Raw genomic sequence first — 16,596 nt, 5'->3', positions numbered from 1 at the left:
GACGCGCAATGGCCGAGCGGAGCGACACCGGGGACAGGCAGGGCGGCAATGTCCTCGCGCGCGGCTGGCGCTCGGTCCGCGAGGCGGGAACGCTGCAGCTCGCGGGCACGCTCGTCATGCTGCTGCTCGCGCTGATGATCGCGCGGTTCAGCTGGACGCTGCCGTTCACCGATGCCGCGACCCCGCTCACCAACGAGGCCGAGCGCGCCTTGTACGACCTGCGGAACTACTACGCCGCCGAGCTCGCCGAACAGGACGACCGCATCCTTCTGGTGGTCTACAACGACCAGACGCTGATCAAGGCTCAGAAACGCTCCCCGCTCGACCGGGGGATGCTGGCAGAGGCGCTGCGGAACCTCGATGCGCTGGAGCCCAAGGCGATCGGGATCGACATCCTGTTCGACCAGCCCCAGGCCGAGGACGACGAGCTGATCGAAACGCTGCGGGCGATGAACACCCCGGTCGCGGTCGGTTACGCCAATGTCGCCACCAACCAGGACGACATCGTCTACGAACAGCAGGTCTTCCTCGACGAGTTCATGAGCCGGCTCGAAGGCAGCAAGGCGCGTCCCGCGAGCATCCGGCTCGACAACAGCTTTGGCGCGACCCGCGTCTGGCCGAGCATCGAGCCGGGCCTGCCGCCGCTGCTGGGGCGGGCGATGCTGCATGATGCGGGCGTCGATCTCGGGCCGTTCAGGACCTACGAGGGCGCGATCGAATACCGCCGCTCCCGATTCGAGGAACAGGCCGGGCTGTCCGAGGCGGAGGTTTCGGAGGACCTGTTCGAATCCGCCGCGATCGACCTCTTCGTCGATCTCGACCCGACGATCCTGCCTTTCCTGAAGGAGCAATATGGCGGCCGCTACGTCCTGATCGGCGGGGACATCGTCGATTACGACCGGGTCGAGACGACCTTCACCTCGATCGACGGGGAGGTTCCGCCGGGGCTTGCGGTCCATGCCGAGATCATCGCCCAGATGCTCGACGGCAAGGCGATGGCGCTGGTGCCGTCGTGGGTGAAATGGGCGATGGCGGTGCTGGTGGTGGTGCTGGCGGCGCTCGCCGCGCTGCTCGAATGGCCGGCCCGCCGGCGCGCGCCGCTCCTGGCGCTGATCCTGCTGATGCTGATCGGCATCCCGGTGGTGCTGGAGGTGCGCGAGGTCGACACCTATCGCCTGCCCGCGGTCGGCTGGCTGGTGGGCTGGGTGCTCGCCTTCACCGCCGTCACCACGACCGCGCGCGCCGCCGGGGCGAAGCAGCGTCGCTTCGCGCAGGGGGCGCTGGGCAAGTACATCCCGCGCGACATCGCGCAGGCGATCATCGACCGGCCCGAACTCCTCTCGCTCGGCGGGGAGAAGCGGGCGATCTACGTGCTGTTTTCCGACCTCGAAGGCTTCACCAAGATGAGCCACGCGATCCCGCCGGAAATGGTCGCGAAGCTGCTCAACCGCTATCTCGAGCTGCTGAGCCGGGTCGTGCTCGATCATGGCGGGGTGATCGACAAGTTCGTGGGCGATGCCGTGGTCGCGTTCTGGGGCGCGCCGATCGCGCGGGCGGACGACGGCGAGCGGGCCGCGCGGGCGGGTTACGCGATCTGGCAGGCGGGCGAGGACTTCCGCCGCGAGGTCGCGGAAATGGACCCCGCGCTCCCGCCGATCGGCAAGACGCGTGTGGGGCTCCATTACGGCGAGGCGGTGATCGGCAATTTCGGCGGCGACACCCGCATCCAGTACACCGCGCTCGGCGACAGCATGAACACCGCTGCGCGGCTCGAAGCGGCAAACAAGCCGCTTGAATCGAGCGTGATGGCGAGCCGCGAATTCGCGGAAGCGAGCGGGCTCGACTGGTGGCGCGCGATGGGCCGGGTGTGCCTGCGCGGACGGGCCAAGCCGGTCGACCTCTACGAACCCGCGCCCGATTTCCCGGCGGCGGACCGCGCGGCGCTCGAACAGGCGTCGCGGATCGCGCCCGAGGACGCGGGCAAGGCCGCCGCGCTGGTCGATGCGGTGCTCGCTCGCCATCCGCAGGACAAGGCGCTAATCAACCTGCGGGAAAGAATGAATGCACTCGACGAAAGGGGAGCCTATGTTCTGGGATGATCTCACGCGGCGGCCGAGCCGTTCCCGTTTCACCCTTGCCGCGCTCGCCGGCGCGGCGCTGGTCCTGCCGGCAGCGGCGATGGCGGGGGTGGTGGTGAAATCCTCGGGGCCATCGGCCGGCACGCTGAAGGTCGGGACCAAGGTCGAGGACGGTTCGACCATCTCCCTCAAGGCCGGCGACAATGTCACCGTGCTGACCTCCCGGGGCACGCAGGTGCTGAAGGGCGCAGGCACCTTCACCATCGGCGCGAAGCCCAAGGAGCCGCGGATGCGGTTCGCCAATTTCACCCGCCAGGGCGCCGCGGGGCGGGTCCGCACCGGGGCGGTCCGCACCGGCGACGCGGGCGAGCCGGAACGGCCGAACATGTGGTATGTCGACCTGACCGAGGCGGGCACGACCTGCCTCTACGATTTCACCACCGTGCGCCTGTGGCGTCCCGACACCGCGGCGCCGGCGACCTACACCATGGTCGAACCGGAAAAGGCCGACGCGGTCGAAATCCATTTCGAGACCGGCGAGAGCGAACGCGTGCTCAATTCGGAGCGCCTGCTGCTGGCGGAGGGGCGGACCTACGCCGTGCGCGCTGCGTCCGAGGGCGAGCCGGTGACGATGCGATTCGCGCTGGTCGGCGAATACGAAACGCCGGAAGAGCTGGCCGAGATGCTGCTCGCCAAGGGGTGCGAGGCGCAGCTCGCGCTGATGGCCGACCGGCTCGAGGCCGACGCCGAATAGCCCGATAGCCTCAATCCGCGGCGATCAGGATCAGTTCGGTCTGCCGCCCGTCGAGGAAACGCACGGTCTCGCCGTCGAAGAAGGCGTCCTCCTCGGTCCGGAAATCGATCCTTTGCCCGCCCCATTCGGGCACGGCGGCATAGCTGGTGAGCTCGATCGACCACGCGGTGTCGGCGCGTAGCCGGTATTCACCGCGCGGGTCCGGGTCCTGGTTGTCCCAGAACCCGATCGCGCTGCCGGCGCCATGGCCGTGAAGACCGATCGGGTGCGAGTAGATCGAGGGATCGAGCCCCTCGGCAAGCGCCCGCTCCCGCGCCGCGGCCAGCACCTCGTTCCCGCTCCGCCCGGCGGCAAACTCCTTCATCAGGATGTCCTGCACCCGGTTGGAGTTCGCAAGGCCGCGCCGCAGGCCTTCCGGCGCCTCGCTCTCGCCGGGCTTCAGGACGTAGGCGAGCGCCTGCGTGTCGGTGTTGAGCCTGAGATAGGTGATCCCGAAATCGGTCCAGAGCAGGTCGCCCGGCTCGATCACGGTGTCGCCGCGGAGCATCCCGTCCGCGCCCTCCCGCTGGATGCCGATCGAGGGGTGAAACCACGGCGCGATGCCGAGCCCGGCGAGCCTTTCGCGGTACCACCATTCGACATCGGCGGCGGTGGTTCTGCCGGGCGTTATCACCTCGTGCGACAGGGCCTCGCGGATGATGGCGCGGGCAAGCGCGACGATCGCGGGATAGTGGTCCATTTCGCGCGGGGTGCGCGTCTCCAGCCAGCGCAGCGCGAGCGTCTCGCCCGGCACGATCCGTTCGCGGTATCGTTCGGGCAGGCGCGCGGTCATGGCGCGGTGCTGGCTCAACGTCATGCCGTCGGCGAAGGCGGTGAGATCGGAGGTGTTGATCGCGATCCGCTGCGGATCGCGCGCGGCGATGATGTCCGCGACCGCCTGCCACTGATCGGGCTGCTCGTCCGGGTCCCAGGCGGGTTCGAACAGGCCGGCAAGGCCGTAGCGGCTGACGGTGAGCCGCTCGATCGGGCGGCCTTCGCCCGGATCGAACAGGACGAGGATCGTGCGCCTGCGCGCGTGCATGCTCTTCGCGTCGAGCATCGAGGCGACCACGGGTTCCTCGAAATATTCGCGCGCCATCAGCACCCACATATCGATGCCTTCCTCGCGCATGACCTGCGGGAGCACGGTGTCGAGCCGTTCGGCGAGGATTGCGTCGATGATCCGTGCCCGTTCGCGCATCGGCAGCACGCCGGGCGCGCCGCCTTGCGGATCGACCGCTTCGTCCCCGCCCTGCGCGCTCGCCGGCGGGGGCGCCGCGGCAAGGCCCGCCGACAGCGCCAGCGCCATGAGCGCCGGTGCCATGAACGCCGCGCCTCTTTTACGCCCCGTCGCCCGCATCGCATCCCCCCTTTGCCGTGATCCCGTCGGCGCAATCATGGAGCGCGTCTTCGCGGCTTGTCAAACGCTCGCGTGGGCCAGGGCCGCCCGGCCCGATTTCCCTTGCCGGGGCGGGAGCTTAGGAGGCCCGCAAGAGGCGCGCTGGCCGCTTGCGTTTGGAGCCGCCGGTGGTAGGCTGCCGCGGCGCCGAAGGGACGGGGCCGAACGGACGGGGCTGAAAGGGCGGGATCGCCGCGTCGACGGGCGCACGGGACGGGTCGCAGCATCTGGCGGGGGGCAGGATGACGATATTGCCGAGCATGACGGTCGCCCGCGCGCACGCGGGCCGTGCGCTCCGCCGTGCCGACTGCGACCGGACCGGGCGCGCGAAGGGCCGATTCGCCCGGCTGCTCGGCGTCCTTGCGCTCGTCATGTGCTATCCCGCGACCTTCGCCGGCGGGACCTCGACCTACGAAGGCGTCGCAAGCTGCGCCGGATCGACCTGCCACGGCCGCGCGGAAGGCAATGGCGCGGTGGTGCGGCAGGACGAGATCGCGACCTGGCAGAATCCCGCTTCGCCCGCCGGCGCGCATTCGCGGGCCTATGCCTCGCTCGCGTCGCGCCGCGGCCAGCAGATCGCCGACAGCCTCGGCCTCGGTCGCGCCACCGAAGCCCCCGCCTGCCTCGGCTGCCACACGACCTTCGCGCCTGCCGCGCGGCGCGGCGACCGGTTCGTCCTTGCCGAAGGCGTGGGCTGCGAATCGTGCCACGGCCCGTCGGGCAAGTGGCTGGCGGAGCATTACGCCCGGCCCGCGACCCATGCCTCGAACGTGGCGGCAGGGCTGGTGCCGCTGGAGCAGCCGCAGGCGCGCGCCGGGGTGTGCCTCGATTGCCATTACGGCTCGGCGAAACGGGGCCAGTTCGTCACCCATTCGATGATGGCGGCGGGCCACCCGCGCATTTCCTTCGAGCTCGACCTGTTCAGCGCGCTCCAGCAGCATCACGATGTCGATGGCGACTACATCGAGCGCAAGGGGCGGCCCGATGCGGTGCGGTTCTGGGCGGTCGGCCAGGCCGAAGCGGTGCGCCGCGCCACCGGGCTTTTCGCGCAGCCGAAATTCGCGATGGAGGGGGCATTTCCGCAATTCTATTTCTATGACTGCCATTCCTGCCACCGCACGATCACCGACGCGGCGCAGCGCAGGCTCACGTTCGAAACCAATCCGGGCCGCCCGATCCCCTTCGGCAACCCGCCGTTCAACGACGAGAACATCATCATGCTTTCCGCCGTCGCGGGCGTGCTGGTCCCGGCGCAGGCGGACGCGTTCCGCGCGGCGAGCCGCGGCTTCCACGCGGCGATGGGCGAAGGGCCGGAGGCCGCGCGCGACGCGGCGAAGCGGCTCTCGGCGCGCGCGGGCGCGCTGTCCGACGCCCTGAACGCGCGCGCCTACGGCAATGACGATGCCTTCGGCGTGATCCGCCTGATCGCGGACGAGGCGACTGCCGCGCGGTTCACCGATTACGCCGGCTCGGTGCAGGCGGTCATGGCGATCGACACGCTCCTCAACGCGCTGGTCAAGGACGGACGGGTGACGATGGCCGCCGCTGCCGGAATCCGCGCCGACATCAACCGCGCCTACAAGGCGGTGGCCGAGCCCAATTCCTACCGCCCGGCGGAGTTCCGCAGCGCGCTCCGCACCGCGGCGGGCGCGATCGGCAGGCTTGGCTGATGCGTTTTCGGGGGGTGACAGCCCTGCTCGCGGCGAGTGCGCTGGCGCTTGCCTCGTGCGGGGGCGAGGACGGCAATGCGCCCGGCGATGGCGCCGGCAGCGCGCCGCCGCCCGCGCCGCCCCCGCCGCCGTCCCCTCCTGTCTCGGGCTCGGTCTATTCGGTGCCCGCTGCCGAAAGCCTGTCGAGCGCCGATGTCGGCCGGGTGGTCGCGCAGGCCGCCGCGCAGGCGGACGCGCAGGGCACGCCCGCCGTCATCGCCGTGACCGACCGCGTGGGCAATGTCCTCGCCGTGTTCCGGATGCCCGGCGCGCCCGCGCTCGCCGCCATTCCCGATGCGCCCGACGGGCAGAACCTCGACGCGCAGGGGCTCGACGTGCCGGCCGAGGCCGCCGCCATCGCAAAGGCGATCACCGGGGCCTATCTCTCGAGCGGCGGCAACGCCTTTTCGAGCCGCACCGCCTCGATGATCGTGCAGGAGCATTTTCCCCCTGCGCCGACCACGCCGGGCCTCGAAAGCGGGCCGCTGTTCGGCGTGCAGTTCAGCCAGTTGCCGTGTTCCGACCTCGTGCGCCGTGCGAGCGACGGGCCGATCGGGCCAAAACGCTCCCCGCTCGGGCTGTCGGCCGACCCGGGCGGCTTCCCGCTCTACAAGAACGGTGTCGTCGTCGGCGGCGTGGGCGTGCTGGCGGACGGGGTCTATGGCTTCGATGCCAACGTGCTCGACCTCGACACGGACACCGACGAGGCGATCGCGCTCGCCGGGACGGTGGGCTTCGAGGCGCCGGTGAGCATCCGCGCCGACCGCATCTTCGCCGACGGGACGAGCCTGCGCTATTCGGACACCGCCTACACCGCGCTCGCCGATGTCGCCGGGGCGAGTTTCGCGGGGACGGCGGGGGCGCTGGTGCCGGTGACGGGCTATTACGCGGGCGAGGCCCTGCTGGCCGGGGCGGCCTTCGGGACGGAAGGATCGGGGATCAGGCCATCGACCGCGGCCGAATTCGCGATCCGCGATGCCTTCGTGCTTTCGGACGGGGCGGGGACGAACCGTTTCCCCGTGCGGGGCGGGACGGACGCGGCCGACATCGCGGCCCCGCTCAGCGAGGGCGAGGCGCGGGCGATCCTCGAGGAAGCCTTCACCGTCATGAGCCGGGCGCGCGCGCAGATCCGCCAGCCGCTCGACAGCCGGGCGCAGGTGACGATCAGCCTCGTCGACACGCGCGGGGCCGTGCTCGGCATCGTGCGCTCGCCCGATGCGCCGGTTTTCGGGATCGACGTGAGCCTGCAGAAGGCGCGCACCGCCAATTTCTTCTCCGCCCCCTTTGCCGCCGCCGAACTCTCCGCCGCGGCGGGCGAAGTGCCCGAATTCGTTCAGCGGGTGCGCGATTTCCTCGGCGATCCGAATGCGCTCACCGGAACCTTCGCCTATGCCGACCGGACGGGCGGGAACCTCTCGCGGCCGTTTTTCCCCGATGGCGAGGTGGGCCAGCCGCACGGACCGCTCTCGCGCCCGATCGAACGGTTCAACCCGTTCTCTACCGGCCTGCAATCGGCGCTGATCGTGGGCAATCTCGCCCGGCATCTCGGCTTCGTCACCGGGCAGGCGACAAGCGACACGCCCGCCAGTTGCACGAGCCTGCCGCAGGTCACGCCCGGCGCGACCCGGCTCGGCAACGGCATCCAGATCTTCCCCGGATCGGTCCCGGTCTATCGCGGCAACGTGCTTGTCGGCGGGATCGGCGTGTCGGGGGACGGGATCGACCAGGACGACATGATCAGCTTCCTCGGCCTTCACAACGCGGGGCTTCGCGTGGGCGGGGTGGGCAATGCGCCGAAGGATATCCGCGCCGACCGGATCGTGGTGCAGGTCGGCGGACGGCAGGTCCGGCTGCGCTACGTCAACTGCCCCTTCGCCCCGTTCCTCGACACGGCCGAACAGAACGTGTGCGAGGGGCTGTAAGCCATGTCGCTCCTCCTCCTTCCCGTGGCCCTGCTGGTCCAGAGCGCCCCTCCTCCCGAGGAGGCGGGAAAGCCGGCCGAACGGCAGGAGCAGCAGGAGCGTGAGCAGCCCGAATGGGAGCAGGACGTGCCGCCGGTCGATCCCGGGATCATCGAGGGGCGCGAGCGGCCGGGTTTCAACGAAGAACTGCCCGAGACGATCGAGCAGGACAATCCGGGCGCCGTGCGCGCCCCGCCGCCCGAAGCCTTCCCCAAGGACCAGCTCCCCATTCCCGACCGGTGGCGGCTGATCGAGAGCCTCGGCCTCGTGCGGGAGAACCTGCTCGATCCCTACAACCAGAACACCTACAAGGGCGACCGCCCGATCGAACCGGACAAGGTGCCGTGGCTGCCGATCACGGGGGACGACTGGTTCTTCGTCGCGAATCTCATCTCAGACACGGTCTACGAACCGCGCACCTTTCCCATCCCCGTCGGCATCCAGACGACCGAGGACCCGGACCGGCTGGACGTGTTCGGCAACGATTTCTCCACCGTGCTGTCGCAGACCTTCATCGCGGGTTTCGCGCTGCTGAAGGGTTCGACCGCCTACAAGCCGCCCAGCGTCGAATACCGCGTCACGCTCGCCTACAACGTCAATTATGTCGACGTGCCCGAACGGCGCGTGCTGTTCGTCGAACCGTCGCGCGGTTCCGACCGGCTCGACCATTTCCTGGGCGTGCAGGAAGCCTTCGTCGATTACCACTTCACGCAGTTCGACACCTCGCGCTTCGATTTCATCTCGATCCGTGCCGGGATACAGCCGTTCCAGTCCGACTTCCGCGGCTTCCTGTTCAACGACCAGCAGCTGGGCGTGCGCCTGTTCGGGTCGCGCGACAACAACCGGGTGCAGTTCAACCTCGGCGCGTTCTGGCGGCTGGAGAAGGACACCAATTCGGGCCTCAATTCGATCGTCCGTTCCCCGCGCGACGACCTCGTTTTCGTGGCGAACCTCTACCGGCAGGATTTCCTGATCCCGGCGCTCACCAGCCAGTTCACGGTGGTCTACAACCGCAACCGCGAAGGCGACGACATCGAGATCGACACCAATGGTTTCCCGGTGCGCCCGGCGCTGCTCGGCAATTTGCGCGGGCGGGACTATGACGTGGTCTATCTCGGCTACAATGCGGACGGGCGGGTGGGCCGGATCAACGTCACGGCAAGCGCATACTGGGCGCTGGGCGAGAACCGCGACAATTTCTTCACCGGCCGCCCGTCCGACATCAACGCGCAGTTCTTCGCAGCCGAGGCGAGCTACGACAGGGACTGGATGCGCTTCCGCCTGTCGGGCGCCTATCAGAGCGGCGACAGCGATCCGTTCGACGATGACGAGACGGGCTTCGACGCGATCTTCGAAAACCCGGTCTTCGCAGGCGCGGACACGTCCTACTGGATCAGGCAGACCATCCCCTTCGCCGGCGGCGGGCGCGCGGTATCGGTGAACGGGCGCAACGGGCTGCTCAACAACCTGCGCTCCAGCAAGGAGCAGGGCCAGTCCAATTTCAACAACCCGGGCCTCATCCTCGCCGGGCTGGGCGCGGATTTCGACCTCACCCCCGAATTCCGGCTTTCGGCCAATGCCAACCACCTCTGGTTCGAGGACACCGCCGTGGTCGAGACCCTGCGTAACGAAGGCTCGATCCCGCGCGAGATCGGCTTCGACCTGTCGGCGGCGGCAATCTGGCGGCCCAAGGCGACGCAGAACATCGTCCTGCGCCTGTCGGCCGCGACGCTGCTGGCCGGAGACGGATTTCGCGACCTGTTCGACAATCTCGGCAATCAGAACGAGTTCTACTCGGTCCTTGCAAACGTGGTGCTGACCTACTGATGGCTGTCTTCCGCTTCTTCGCAATTCGCCATGCCCTGCTGCTGGTCGCGGCGCTGACCCTCGGCCTCGTCATGCTGGGCGGGGAGGGGCTTGCGGCGGACAAGGAAAAGCCGGTCAAGCGCGACTATTCCCGCGTCATCGCGCCGCCCGCCCCGGCGCGGCAGTCGGTGATGGAGATGCTGGCGAAGTCGGAAGGCTGCACCACCTGCCACGTCAAGACCGACGCGCCGACCATGCACCTTTCGCCCGCGGTGCGGCTCGGCTGCACCGACTGCCATGGCGGCGATGCGAGCGTGCGCGGCAATTCCGAGCTTCCGCACGACCATCCCGACTACGTCGCCGCGCGCGACCGCGCCCATGTCCTGCCGAAATATCCGAAGAGCTGGCACTTCCCCTCCTCGGCGAACCCCGAACGGTCCTATGCCCTGCTCAACGACGAATCGCCGGAATACGTCAAGTTCATCAACCCGTCGGACTACCGCGTCGCGCGCGAATCCTGCGGGGCGTGCCACATCCAGGCGATCGAGGCGGCGGAACGCTCGATCATGGCGACTGGCGCGATGCTGTGGGGCGGGGCGAGCTACAACAACGGCATCCTGCCGTTCAAGAACTACCTCCTGGGCGAAGCCTACACGCGCACCGGCGAACCGGCGAAGATCGTGACGCCCACCGGGCCGAGCGGCAAGCTGACCGAGGCGCAGAAGGCGCGCGGCGTGCTGGCCGAGATGTATCCGCTGCCGACCTGGCACGTCATTCCGCCGGGCGACATCTTCCGCGTGTTCGAGCGCGGCGGGCGCACGATCAATTCGCAGTTCCCCGAAATCGGCATTCCCAACCCCACCGGCCAGATCCAGCGGCTCGAGGAACCGGGCCGCCCGGACCTCAAGCAGTCGAACCGCGGTCCCGGCACGGGCCTGCGCGTGGCGATCCCCGTGCTCAACATCCACAAGACCCGCCTCAACGATCCCTTCACCTGGTTCATGGGGACGAACGACCAGCCGGGCGACTACCGCCATTCGGGCTGCGCGAGCTGCCACGTGATCTACGCCAACGACCGCGAGCCGCGCCATTCGCTGATCTATGCGAAATACGGCCGTGACGGGCAGACGATCACGGCCGACCCGACCATCGCGGGCAAGATGCAAGGGGACGCGAAAGGCAAAAGGGCATCGGGCCATGCCCCGCTGAAGCGTCCGGGCGGCACCTACGACGCGGAGCCCGCGCTCGGCGCCGGCCCCGGCCGGAAGAACGGCGAGGACGGGCTGCTCACCCCCGACGGCAGGCCGAAGGAGAAGGGCCACCCGCTCCAGCACGTCTTCACCCGGGCGATCCCGACGAGCCAGTGCATGAACTGCCACATGCACCAGCCCAACATCTTCCTGAATTCCTATCTCGGCTACACGATGTGGGATTACGAAAGCGACGCGCCGCACATGTGGCCCGCGCAGCAGAAATACCCCACCGCCGACGAGGTGCGCGCCGTGCTCGACCGCAACCCTGAAGGCGCGGCACCGAAAGGCAATTGGGCCGACCTCGATTTCCTCCGCAACGTCTACGACCTCAACCCCGAATTGAAGGACACGCAGTTCGCCGACTATCACGGCCACGGCTGGAACTTCCGCGCGGTCTTCAAGCGCGACCGTTACGGCAACCTGCTCGACGCCGACGGCAACATCATCGACCCCGACGACCCCGAGAAATGGCGCCGCAAGGGCGAGGGCAAGTTCGTCGAGCCGGGCACCAACCCGGGCAAGGCAGTACACCTGATGAGCATCCACGCCGAAAAGGGGATGCAATGCGCCGATTGCCATTTCGAACAGGACAGCCACGGCAACGGCCTCATCTACGGAGAGGTCGCCAATGCGATCGAGATCGGCTGCAAGGACTGCCATGGCACCGCCGATGCCTATCCGACCCTCAGGACCAGCGGCCCGGCCGCTCCGCCCGGGGGTCACGACCTCGCGCTGCTCCGCAATCCCGATGGCAAGCGCCGCTTCGAATGGGTCGAGGGCGAGGGCGGCGCGCGCCGGCTGATCCAGCGCTCGATCGTCGATCCGAAGCTCGAATGGGAAGTCAGCCTCGTCCGGAACTCGGTCGATCCGGCAACGCCCGAATTCAACGCCAAGGCCGCGCGCGCCAAGCTGATGAGCCGTTATGGCGCGGAGACCGGGCGGTTCGAATTCGGGACCGGTGTCGCCGCCGAAGACCGCGCGCACCGCGAAGGCGAGATGGCCTGCTTCACCTGCCACCTGTCCTGGACGACGAGCTGCGGCGGCTGCCACCTGCCGATCGAGGCGAACTGGAAGACCAAGTCGCACCGCTACGAAGGCGGCGAGACGCGCAATTTCGCGACCTACAACCCGCAGGTCGCGCGCGACCAGATGTTCCAGCTCGGCAAGCACCAGACGACCAAGGGCGGCCAGGTCGCGCCCGTGCGCTCCTCCAGCGCGCTGATCCTGTCCTCGACCAACATCAACCGCGAGCGGATCTACGTGCAGCAGCCGCCGATCAGCTCGATCGGCTTTTCGAGCCAGGCCTTCGCCCCGCATTTCCCGCACACGGTAAGGAAGACCGAGACCAAGACCTGTTCCGACTGCCACCTGTCCGAAAGGGACGACAACAACGCGATCATGGCACAGCTCCTGCTGCTCGGCACGAATTACGTGAACTTCGTCGGGATGCACGCCTGGACCGGGCTCGAAGACGGCTTCACCGCGATCCGCGTGACCGAATACGACGAGCCGCAGGCCGTGCTCGGCTCCTACCTGCACCGCTATGCCTATCCCGATTACTGGCGCGCCCATGTCGAGGACAATGGCCGCGAGCTCAAGGACTGGGTGCGCGGCAAGACCTTCGACGCGAACCTTTCGGGCGAGACGAAACCGTTCGAGGAATTCGTCAACGTCCACGAAGGCACGCGGGACCGCGTGGGCTGCCTCCAGCTGCGCGGCGAATACATGTTCGTTGCCGAAGGCAGCGGGGGCTTCCGCGCCTATGACGTCGCCTCGATCGCGAACAAGGGCGTGTCCGAACGCATCCTGACCGCGCCCTTTTCCGCGCTGGGCCACGACACGCACGTCGGCACGACGAACGCGACCTGCATGGCGCTCGCCACCAACCAGCCGATCGCGCCCGATCGCAACACGCCCGGAATGCGCGAGATGAACCAGGAGCAGGACTTCCTGGCCGTCTACGATTACGCCGTCGTCACCGATGCGGTGGAGGGGCTGGTGCTGGTCGATGTCAACACGCTGGCCGACGGGGATTTCCGCAACAACCGGCTCGAACGGCTGACCTTCGCCGATGGGTCGCAGGCGTGGAACCCGGGCGGCGTGCTCGACGGGGCGCGGCACATCCACCTTGCGGGCGAAGTCGCCTACATCACCGCGAAGCGCGGGCTGGTGGTGGTCGATCTCGCCGATCCGAAAGCGCCGAAGATCGCCGCCGTGCGCGAGCTTCCCGATGCGCGGGCGAGCGCGATCCAGTTTCGCTACCTGTGGGTCAGCGATGCGGAAGGCGTGAAGCTGTTCGACGTCACCACCCTGCGCGATCCGGTCGCCGTGCCCGAGGCGACCGTGCCGCTGGCGGACGCGCGGCGCATCTACGTGGCGCGCACCTATGCCTATGTCGCGGCGAAGCGGGACGGGCTCGTCATCCTCGATGTCGAACGCCCGCGCGCGCCCAAGGTCTACCGCAAGGTGACCCTGGGCGGCACGCTCGACGATGCCGAGGACGTGATCGTCGCCTCGACCAATGCCTCGCTCTTCGCCTATGTCGCGGACGGGCGGAACGGGGTGAAGGTCCTCCAGCTCACCAGCCCCGACAGCCAGCGCAATTTCTACGGGTTCAGCCCCGCGCCGGTGCCCGAGCTGATCGCCTGGGCGAAGACCTCCTCGCCCGCGATCGCGCTTTCCAAGGGGCTCGACCGGGACCGCGCGGTGGACGAGACGGGCGGGCAGATCGCGGTGTTCGGCCGCCTCGGCTCGCGGCCCTTCACGCGGGCGGAGATGGAGCGGTTGTTCCTGACCCGTTCGGGCGTGCCGTGGAAGGTTTCCGATGCCGCCGACATGGGCAGCTGGGTCGGGCGCGAGGCTGGGCCGCAGCGCCGCGGGGCGGCGATGATCCCGGGCCTGGGCGCGGGCGGACGGTAAAGCGGGCTGGGCGCTATTCGCGCTCCGCGGCGAGCCCCTGCATCATCGGCACGAGCCGGTCCTCGTAACGCGCCAGCGTCGGCCAGTCACCGACCGGCTGGAAATGCGTCACCAGCGCACCTTCGTGCCAGCGGTGGAGGCTGTAGAAAGGCGGCTCGGCGGTCACGATCGGGCGCGCGTCCGCGTGGTCGAAATCGAGCGGGCTGAGGTTGAGCGCCACGGCCGGCGCGACCGCGGGCGTGACCGAAAGCGGGATGTGCCCGACCATGGCGTGCAGCGGGCGGTGGAGGTGGCCGCAGCGAATCCCGACGACCTGGCGATGCGGCGCGACCGTGTCGTGGAAGCGGCGGAACCATTCCTCGTGCGGGCGCGGGTCCATCCAGTCGATCCCGGCGACGACCGGCGGGTGATGGATGAAGACCAGCGTCGGGGTTTGCGGATGCGCCTCGAGCTCGGCGGAGAGCCAGCCCGCGCGCCGTTCGCAGAAGGCTCCGCCGTGGCGGCCCTGCTCGAGGCTGTCGAGGCACACCACGCGCAGGCCGCCGCACTCGGCGGTGAACTGGACGAAGCCGTTGGCGTCGGCATGGCCCGGAAAGGCGCGCAGCAATTCGGCGCGGTCGTCGTGGTTGCCCGCCATCGGGTAGACCGGGAAGGGGCAGCGTTCGACCGCCGCTTTCAGCCGGGCATAGCAATCGGGATCGCCGCTGTCGGCAAGGTCGCCCGACAGGATCAGCATGTCGGGCCGGCTCGGCAGGGCGATCAGCGCATCGATCACCGCCATGAGCCGCAGGTAGTTGAATTCGGCTTCGCCCGCGCCCGGATCATAGCCGATATGCGTGTCGGTCACCTGCGCGATGATCGCGGCCCCCGCGTCTTCCTTTTCCCCCGCCATGTTCATCGTCTTGGTCCTCCAAGTCTTGCCGCGAGGTTATCGACCGGCATTTCCGGGGTTTCGGGGTGGTCCTCCGGCCGCCACGGCATGGTCGGCGTGTGATAGCCGTGGCACATCGCGCAGGAGGAAGGCACGATCTTGCGCGTCTTCACCGCGCCCGCGCCCTTGTGGCAGTCCCGGCAGCTTTCGAGGTCGGGGATGAGGAGGTCGCTCGCCGCCTTCGAGGTCGCCGCATCGTGGCAATCGCTGCATTTCTCGTCCTCGTGCGCCTTGTGACTGAAGAAGCCGTGCCGCAGGAAACGGTCCGGCAGGTTCACCGGGACGAGGTCGGGCCTGCCCCCGGTGGTGGTGCGGATGTGGCATTCGCCGCACACCCCGCCGGGCTGGAGCGCGTCGTGGACGCTGACGAGCGAGCGCACCGGGGGACCGAAATCGGCGTGATAGGCCCCGCCGCGCGCGAAAGGGCCGGGCCGCCGGCGCACCCCGCCAAGATCGGGCCGGGGCGAGCGCGAGAGGATCGCCATGTCCTCGCGGAAATCGTCGAGATCGCCGTGGCGCAGCGAGCGCAGGCCGCTGGCGGTGCGCGCGAAGACGAGGCTGTGGCAGCTTTCGCAGGCCTCCTCCATCACGACCGGTTCGAATCCGATCCCGTCGGGCTCCTCTTCGTGGCAGTCGGCGCAGTCGAGCGGCGCGCCGTATCCCGGCAGGCTCAAGGCCATGCGCGCCGCGCCGCCCTGCCGGTCGAGGTGGACATCGTGCGGAAACTTTAGCCCGCTGCGCTCGACAGGGTTGCGGGCGAGCGAGACGCGCATCGGCTCCCGGGCGCCCAGCCGGGTGAAGAAGGTCGGGCGGAATTGCGGGTGCTTCTCGCCGAAATCATGCGCGTTGCCGAGGCTCGTATCGGTCAGCCGCGTGTCGAGGTCGCCGTGGCAGTCGGCGCAGAACCGCTCGCTCGCCGGCTCGAGCCTGACCGGGCCTTCGTGCTCGGCGTGGCAGGAGACGCAGCCGAGCGGCCCTTCCTTGCCGAGCGTTTCGGCAATACTCCACTGGATCGCATCGCCCGTGGACAGCGGCGGCATCCCGGCGGCAAGGCGCGGCATTTTCGCATGGTCGCCAAGCTCCTCGTGGCAGGTGAGGCAGGTTGCGTCCTGTACGCTGACAAAGGGCGTGACGTGGCACGCCTCGCAATTGTCCTCGAGCTGGTGATGGGCGAGCGACAATTCGCCCGAGGACCACGCGGCGTCGAACATCACCTGTCCGGGCGCGTCGCTTTCGGGATCGTTTTCGACCGGGGTGCGGGTGAGATGCGTGACGATCGGCACCGACAGCAGCAGGACGAGGATCGCGCCCGCGAAAGCCCAGCTCATCGTCCGTTTGTCCGGCAGCGCGCTCGCCAGCTCGAACCCGGCGAGCGCGTCGCCCGCGCCCTCGCGGCTTTCGGCCTGGCGGATGGTGATGCTGATTTGGCCGTCGGGTTCGCGCGCGATCGCCAGCAGGGCCGAGCCGAGCGCGATTTCCGCGCCCGCGCCGGGGTCGATCGTCGCCCCCTGCGTGGTCCTGCCGTCGAGCGCGAAGCCGAGCGTGCCCACCGCCTCGACCCGCAGCGCATCGGGGCCGAGCGCGGTGATCGTCACGTGGTTCTGTTCGACCGCGAGATCGGGCAGGTGGATCGCGTTCTCGGCCGCGCGCCCGACGGTGATGCGATCCTCTTGCGCCACGCGCTCGCGCACGATCTCGCGCCCGGCGGCGGTCGTGTCGATCGTGCGGATCAGGAACGCCATGCCCG

General features: G+C 68.9%; 9 protein-coding genes. 6 read left to right on the top strand and 3 right to left on the bottom strand.

The window, feature by feature from the left end:
- The first annotated feature begins 8 nt into the window (after positions 1-8).
- Together BLU08_RS07280 and BLU08_RS07275 are read left to right on the top strand one after the other, a co-directional pair.
- Positions 9-2,099, top strand: coding sequence for an adenylate/guanylate cyclase domain-containing protein (locus BLU08_RS07280; RefSeq protein ID WP_090197483.1), 2,091 nt, complete (start codon positions 9-11; stop codon positions 2,097-2,099).
- Positions 2,086-2,832: a hypothetical protein gene (locus tag BLU08_RS07275; RefSeq protein WP_090197480.1), complete on the top strand. Its 747-nt coding sequence runs from the start codon at positions 2,086-2,088 to the stop codon at positions 2,830-2,832. The genes BLU08_RS07280 and BLU08_RS07275 overlap by 14 nt, the downstream gene beginning before the upstream one ends.
- A 10-nt stretch (positions 2,833-2,842) precedes the next feature.
- On the opposite strand, the gene BLU08_RS07270 is transcribed toward BLU08_RS07275, so the two are convergent.
- Complete coding sequence (locus BLU08_RS07270) at positions 2,843-4,195, bottom strand: M24 family metallopeptidase (protein ID WP_090197478.1); 1,353 nt, start codon at positions 4,193-4,195, stop codon at positions 2,843-2,845.
- Positions 4,196-4,641: 446 nt separating this feature from the next.
- Here BLU08_RS07270 and BLU08_RS07265 point away from each other — a divergent pair, with 446 nt between their 5' ends.
- From BLU08_RS07265 to BLU08_RS07250, 4 genes are read left to right on the top strand one after another with little or no spacing between them, the layout of a single operon-like run.
- Entirely contained in the window at positions 4,642-5,940 is a 1,299-nt protein-coding gene (locus BLU08_RS07265) for a cytochrome c family protein (RefSeq protein ID WP_233996153.1), read from the top strand.
- Positions 5,940-7,901, top strand: coding sequence for a heme-binding protein (locus BLU08_RS07260; RefSeq protein ID WP_090197473.1), 1,962 nt, complete (start codon positions 5,940-5,942; stop codon positions 7,899-7,901). The genes BLU08_RS07265 and BLU08_RS07260 overlap by 1 nt, the downstream gene beginning before the upstream one ends.
- Positions 7,902-7,904: 3 nt before the next feature.
- Positions 7,905-9,767, top strand: a complete 1,863-nt coding sequence (locus BLU08_RS07255; RefSeq protein ID WP_090197471.1) for a hypothetical protein — start codon at positions 7,905-7,907, stop codon at positions 9,765-9,767.
- Positions 9,767-13,918 carry a hypothetical protein gene (locus BLU08_RS07250; RefSeq protein WP_172800998.1) on the top strand — a complete coding sequence of 1,384 codons (4,152 nt, stop codon included), beginning with the start codon at positions 9,767-9,769 and terminating at the stop codon, positions 13,916-13,918. The genes BLU08_RS07255 and BLU08_RS07250 overlap by 1 nt, the downstream gene beginning before the upstream one ends.
- Positions 13,919-13,931: 13 nt before the next feature.
- Here the strand turns inward: BLU08_RS07250 and BLU08_RS07245 are convergent, their stop codons facing one another.
- Positions 13,932-14,816, bottom strand: a complete 885-nt coding sequence (locus BLU08_RS07245; RefSeq protein WP_233996133.1) for a metallophosphoesterase — start codon at positions 14,814-14,816, stop codon at positions 13,932-13,934.
- Entirely contained in the window at positions 14,813-16,591 is a 1,779-nt protein-coding gene (locus tag BLU08_RS07240; RefSeq protein ID WP_090197468.1) for a cytochrome c3 family protein, read from the bottom strand. Before BLU08_RS07240 ends, BLU08_RS07245 begins: the two co-directional genes overlap by 4 nt.
- Positions 16,592-16,596: the final 5 nt, after the last annotated feature.

The sequence above is a fragment of the Erythrobacter sp. HL-111 genome (assembly GCF_900105095.1).
Lineage (GTDB): Bacteria > Pseudomonadota > Alphaproteobacteria > Sphingomonadales > Sphingomonadaceae > Erythrobacter.
Note: the sequence above shows the minus strand (reverse complement) of the source record. Positions and strands in the feature narration are given on the sequence as shown.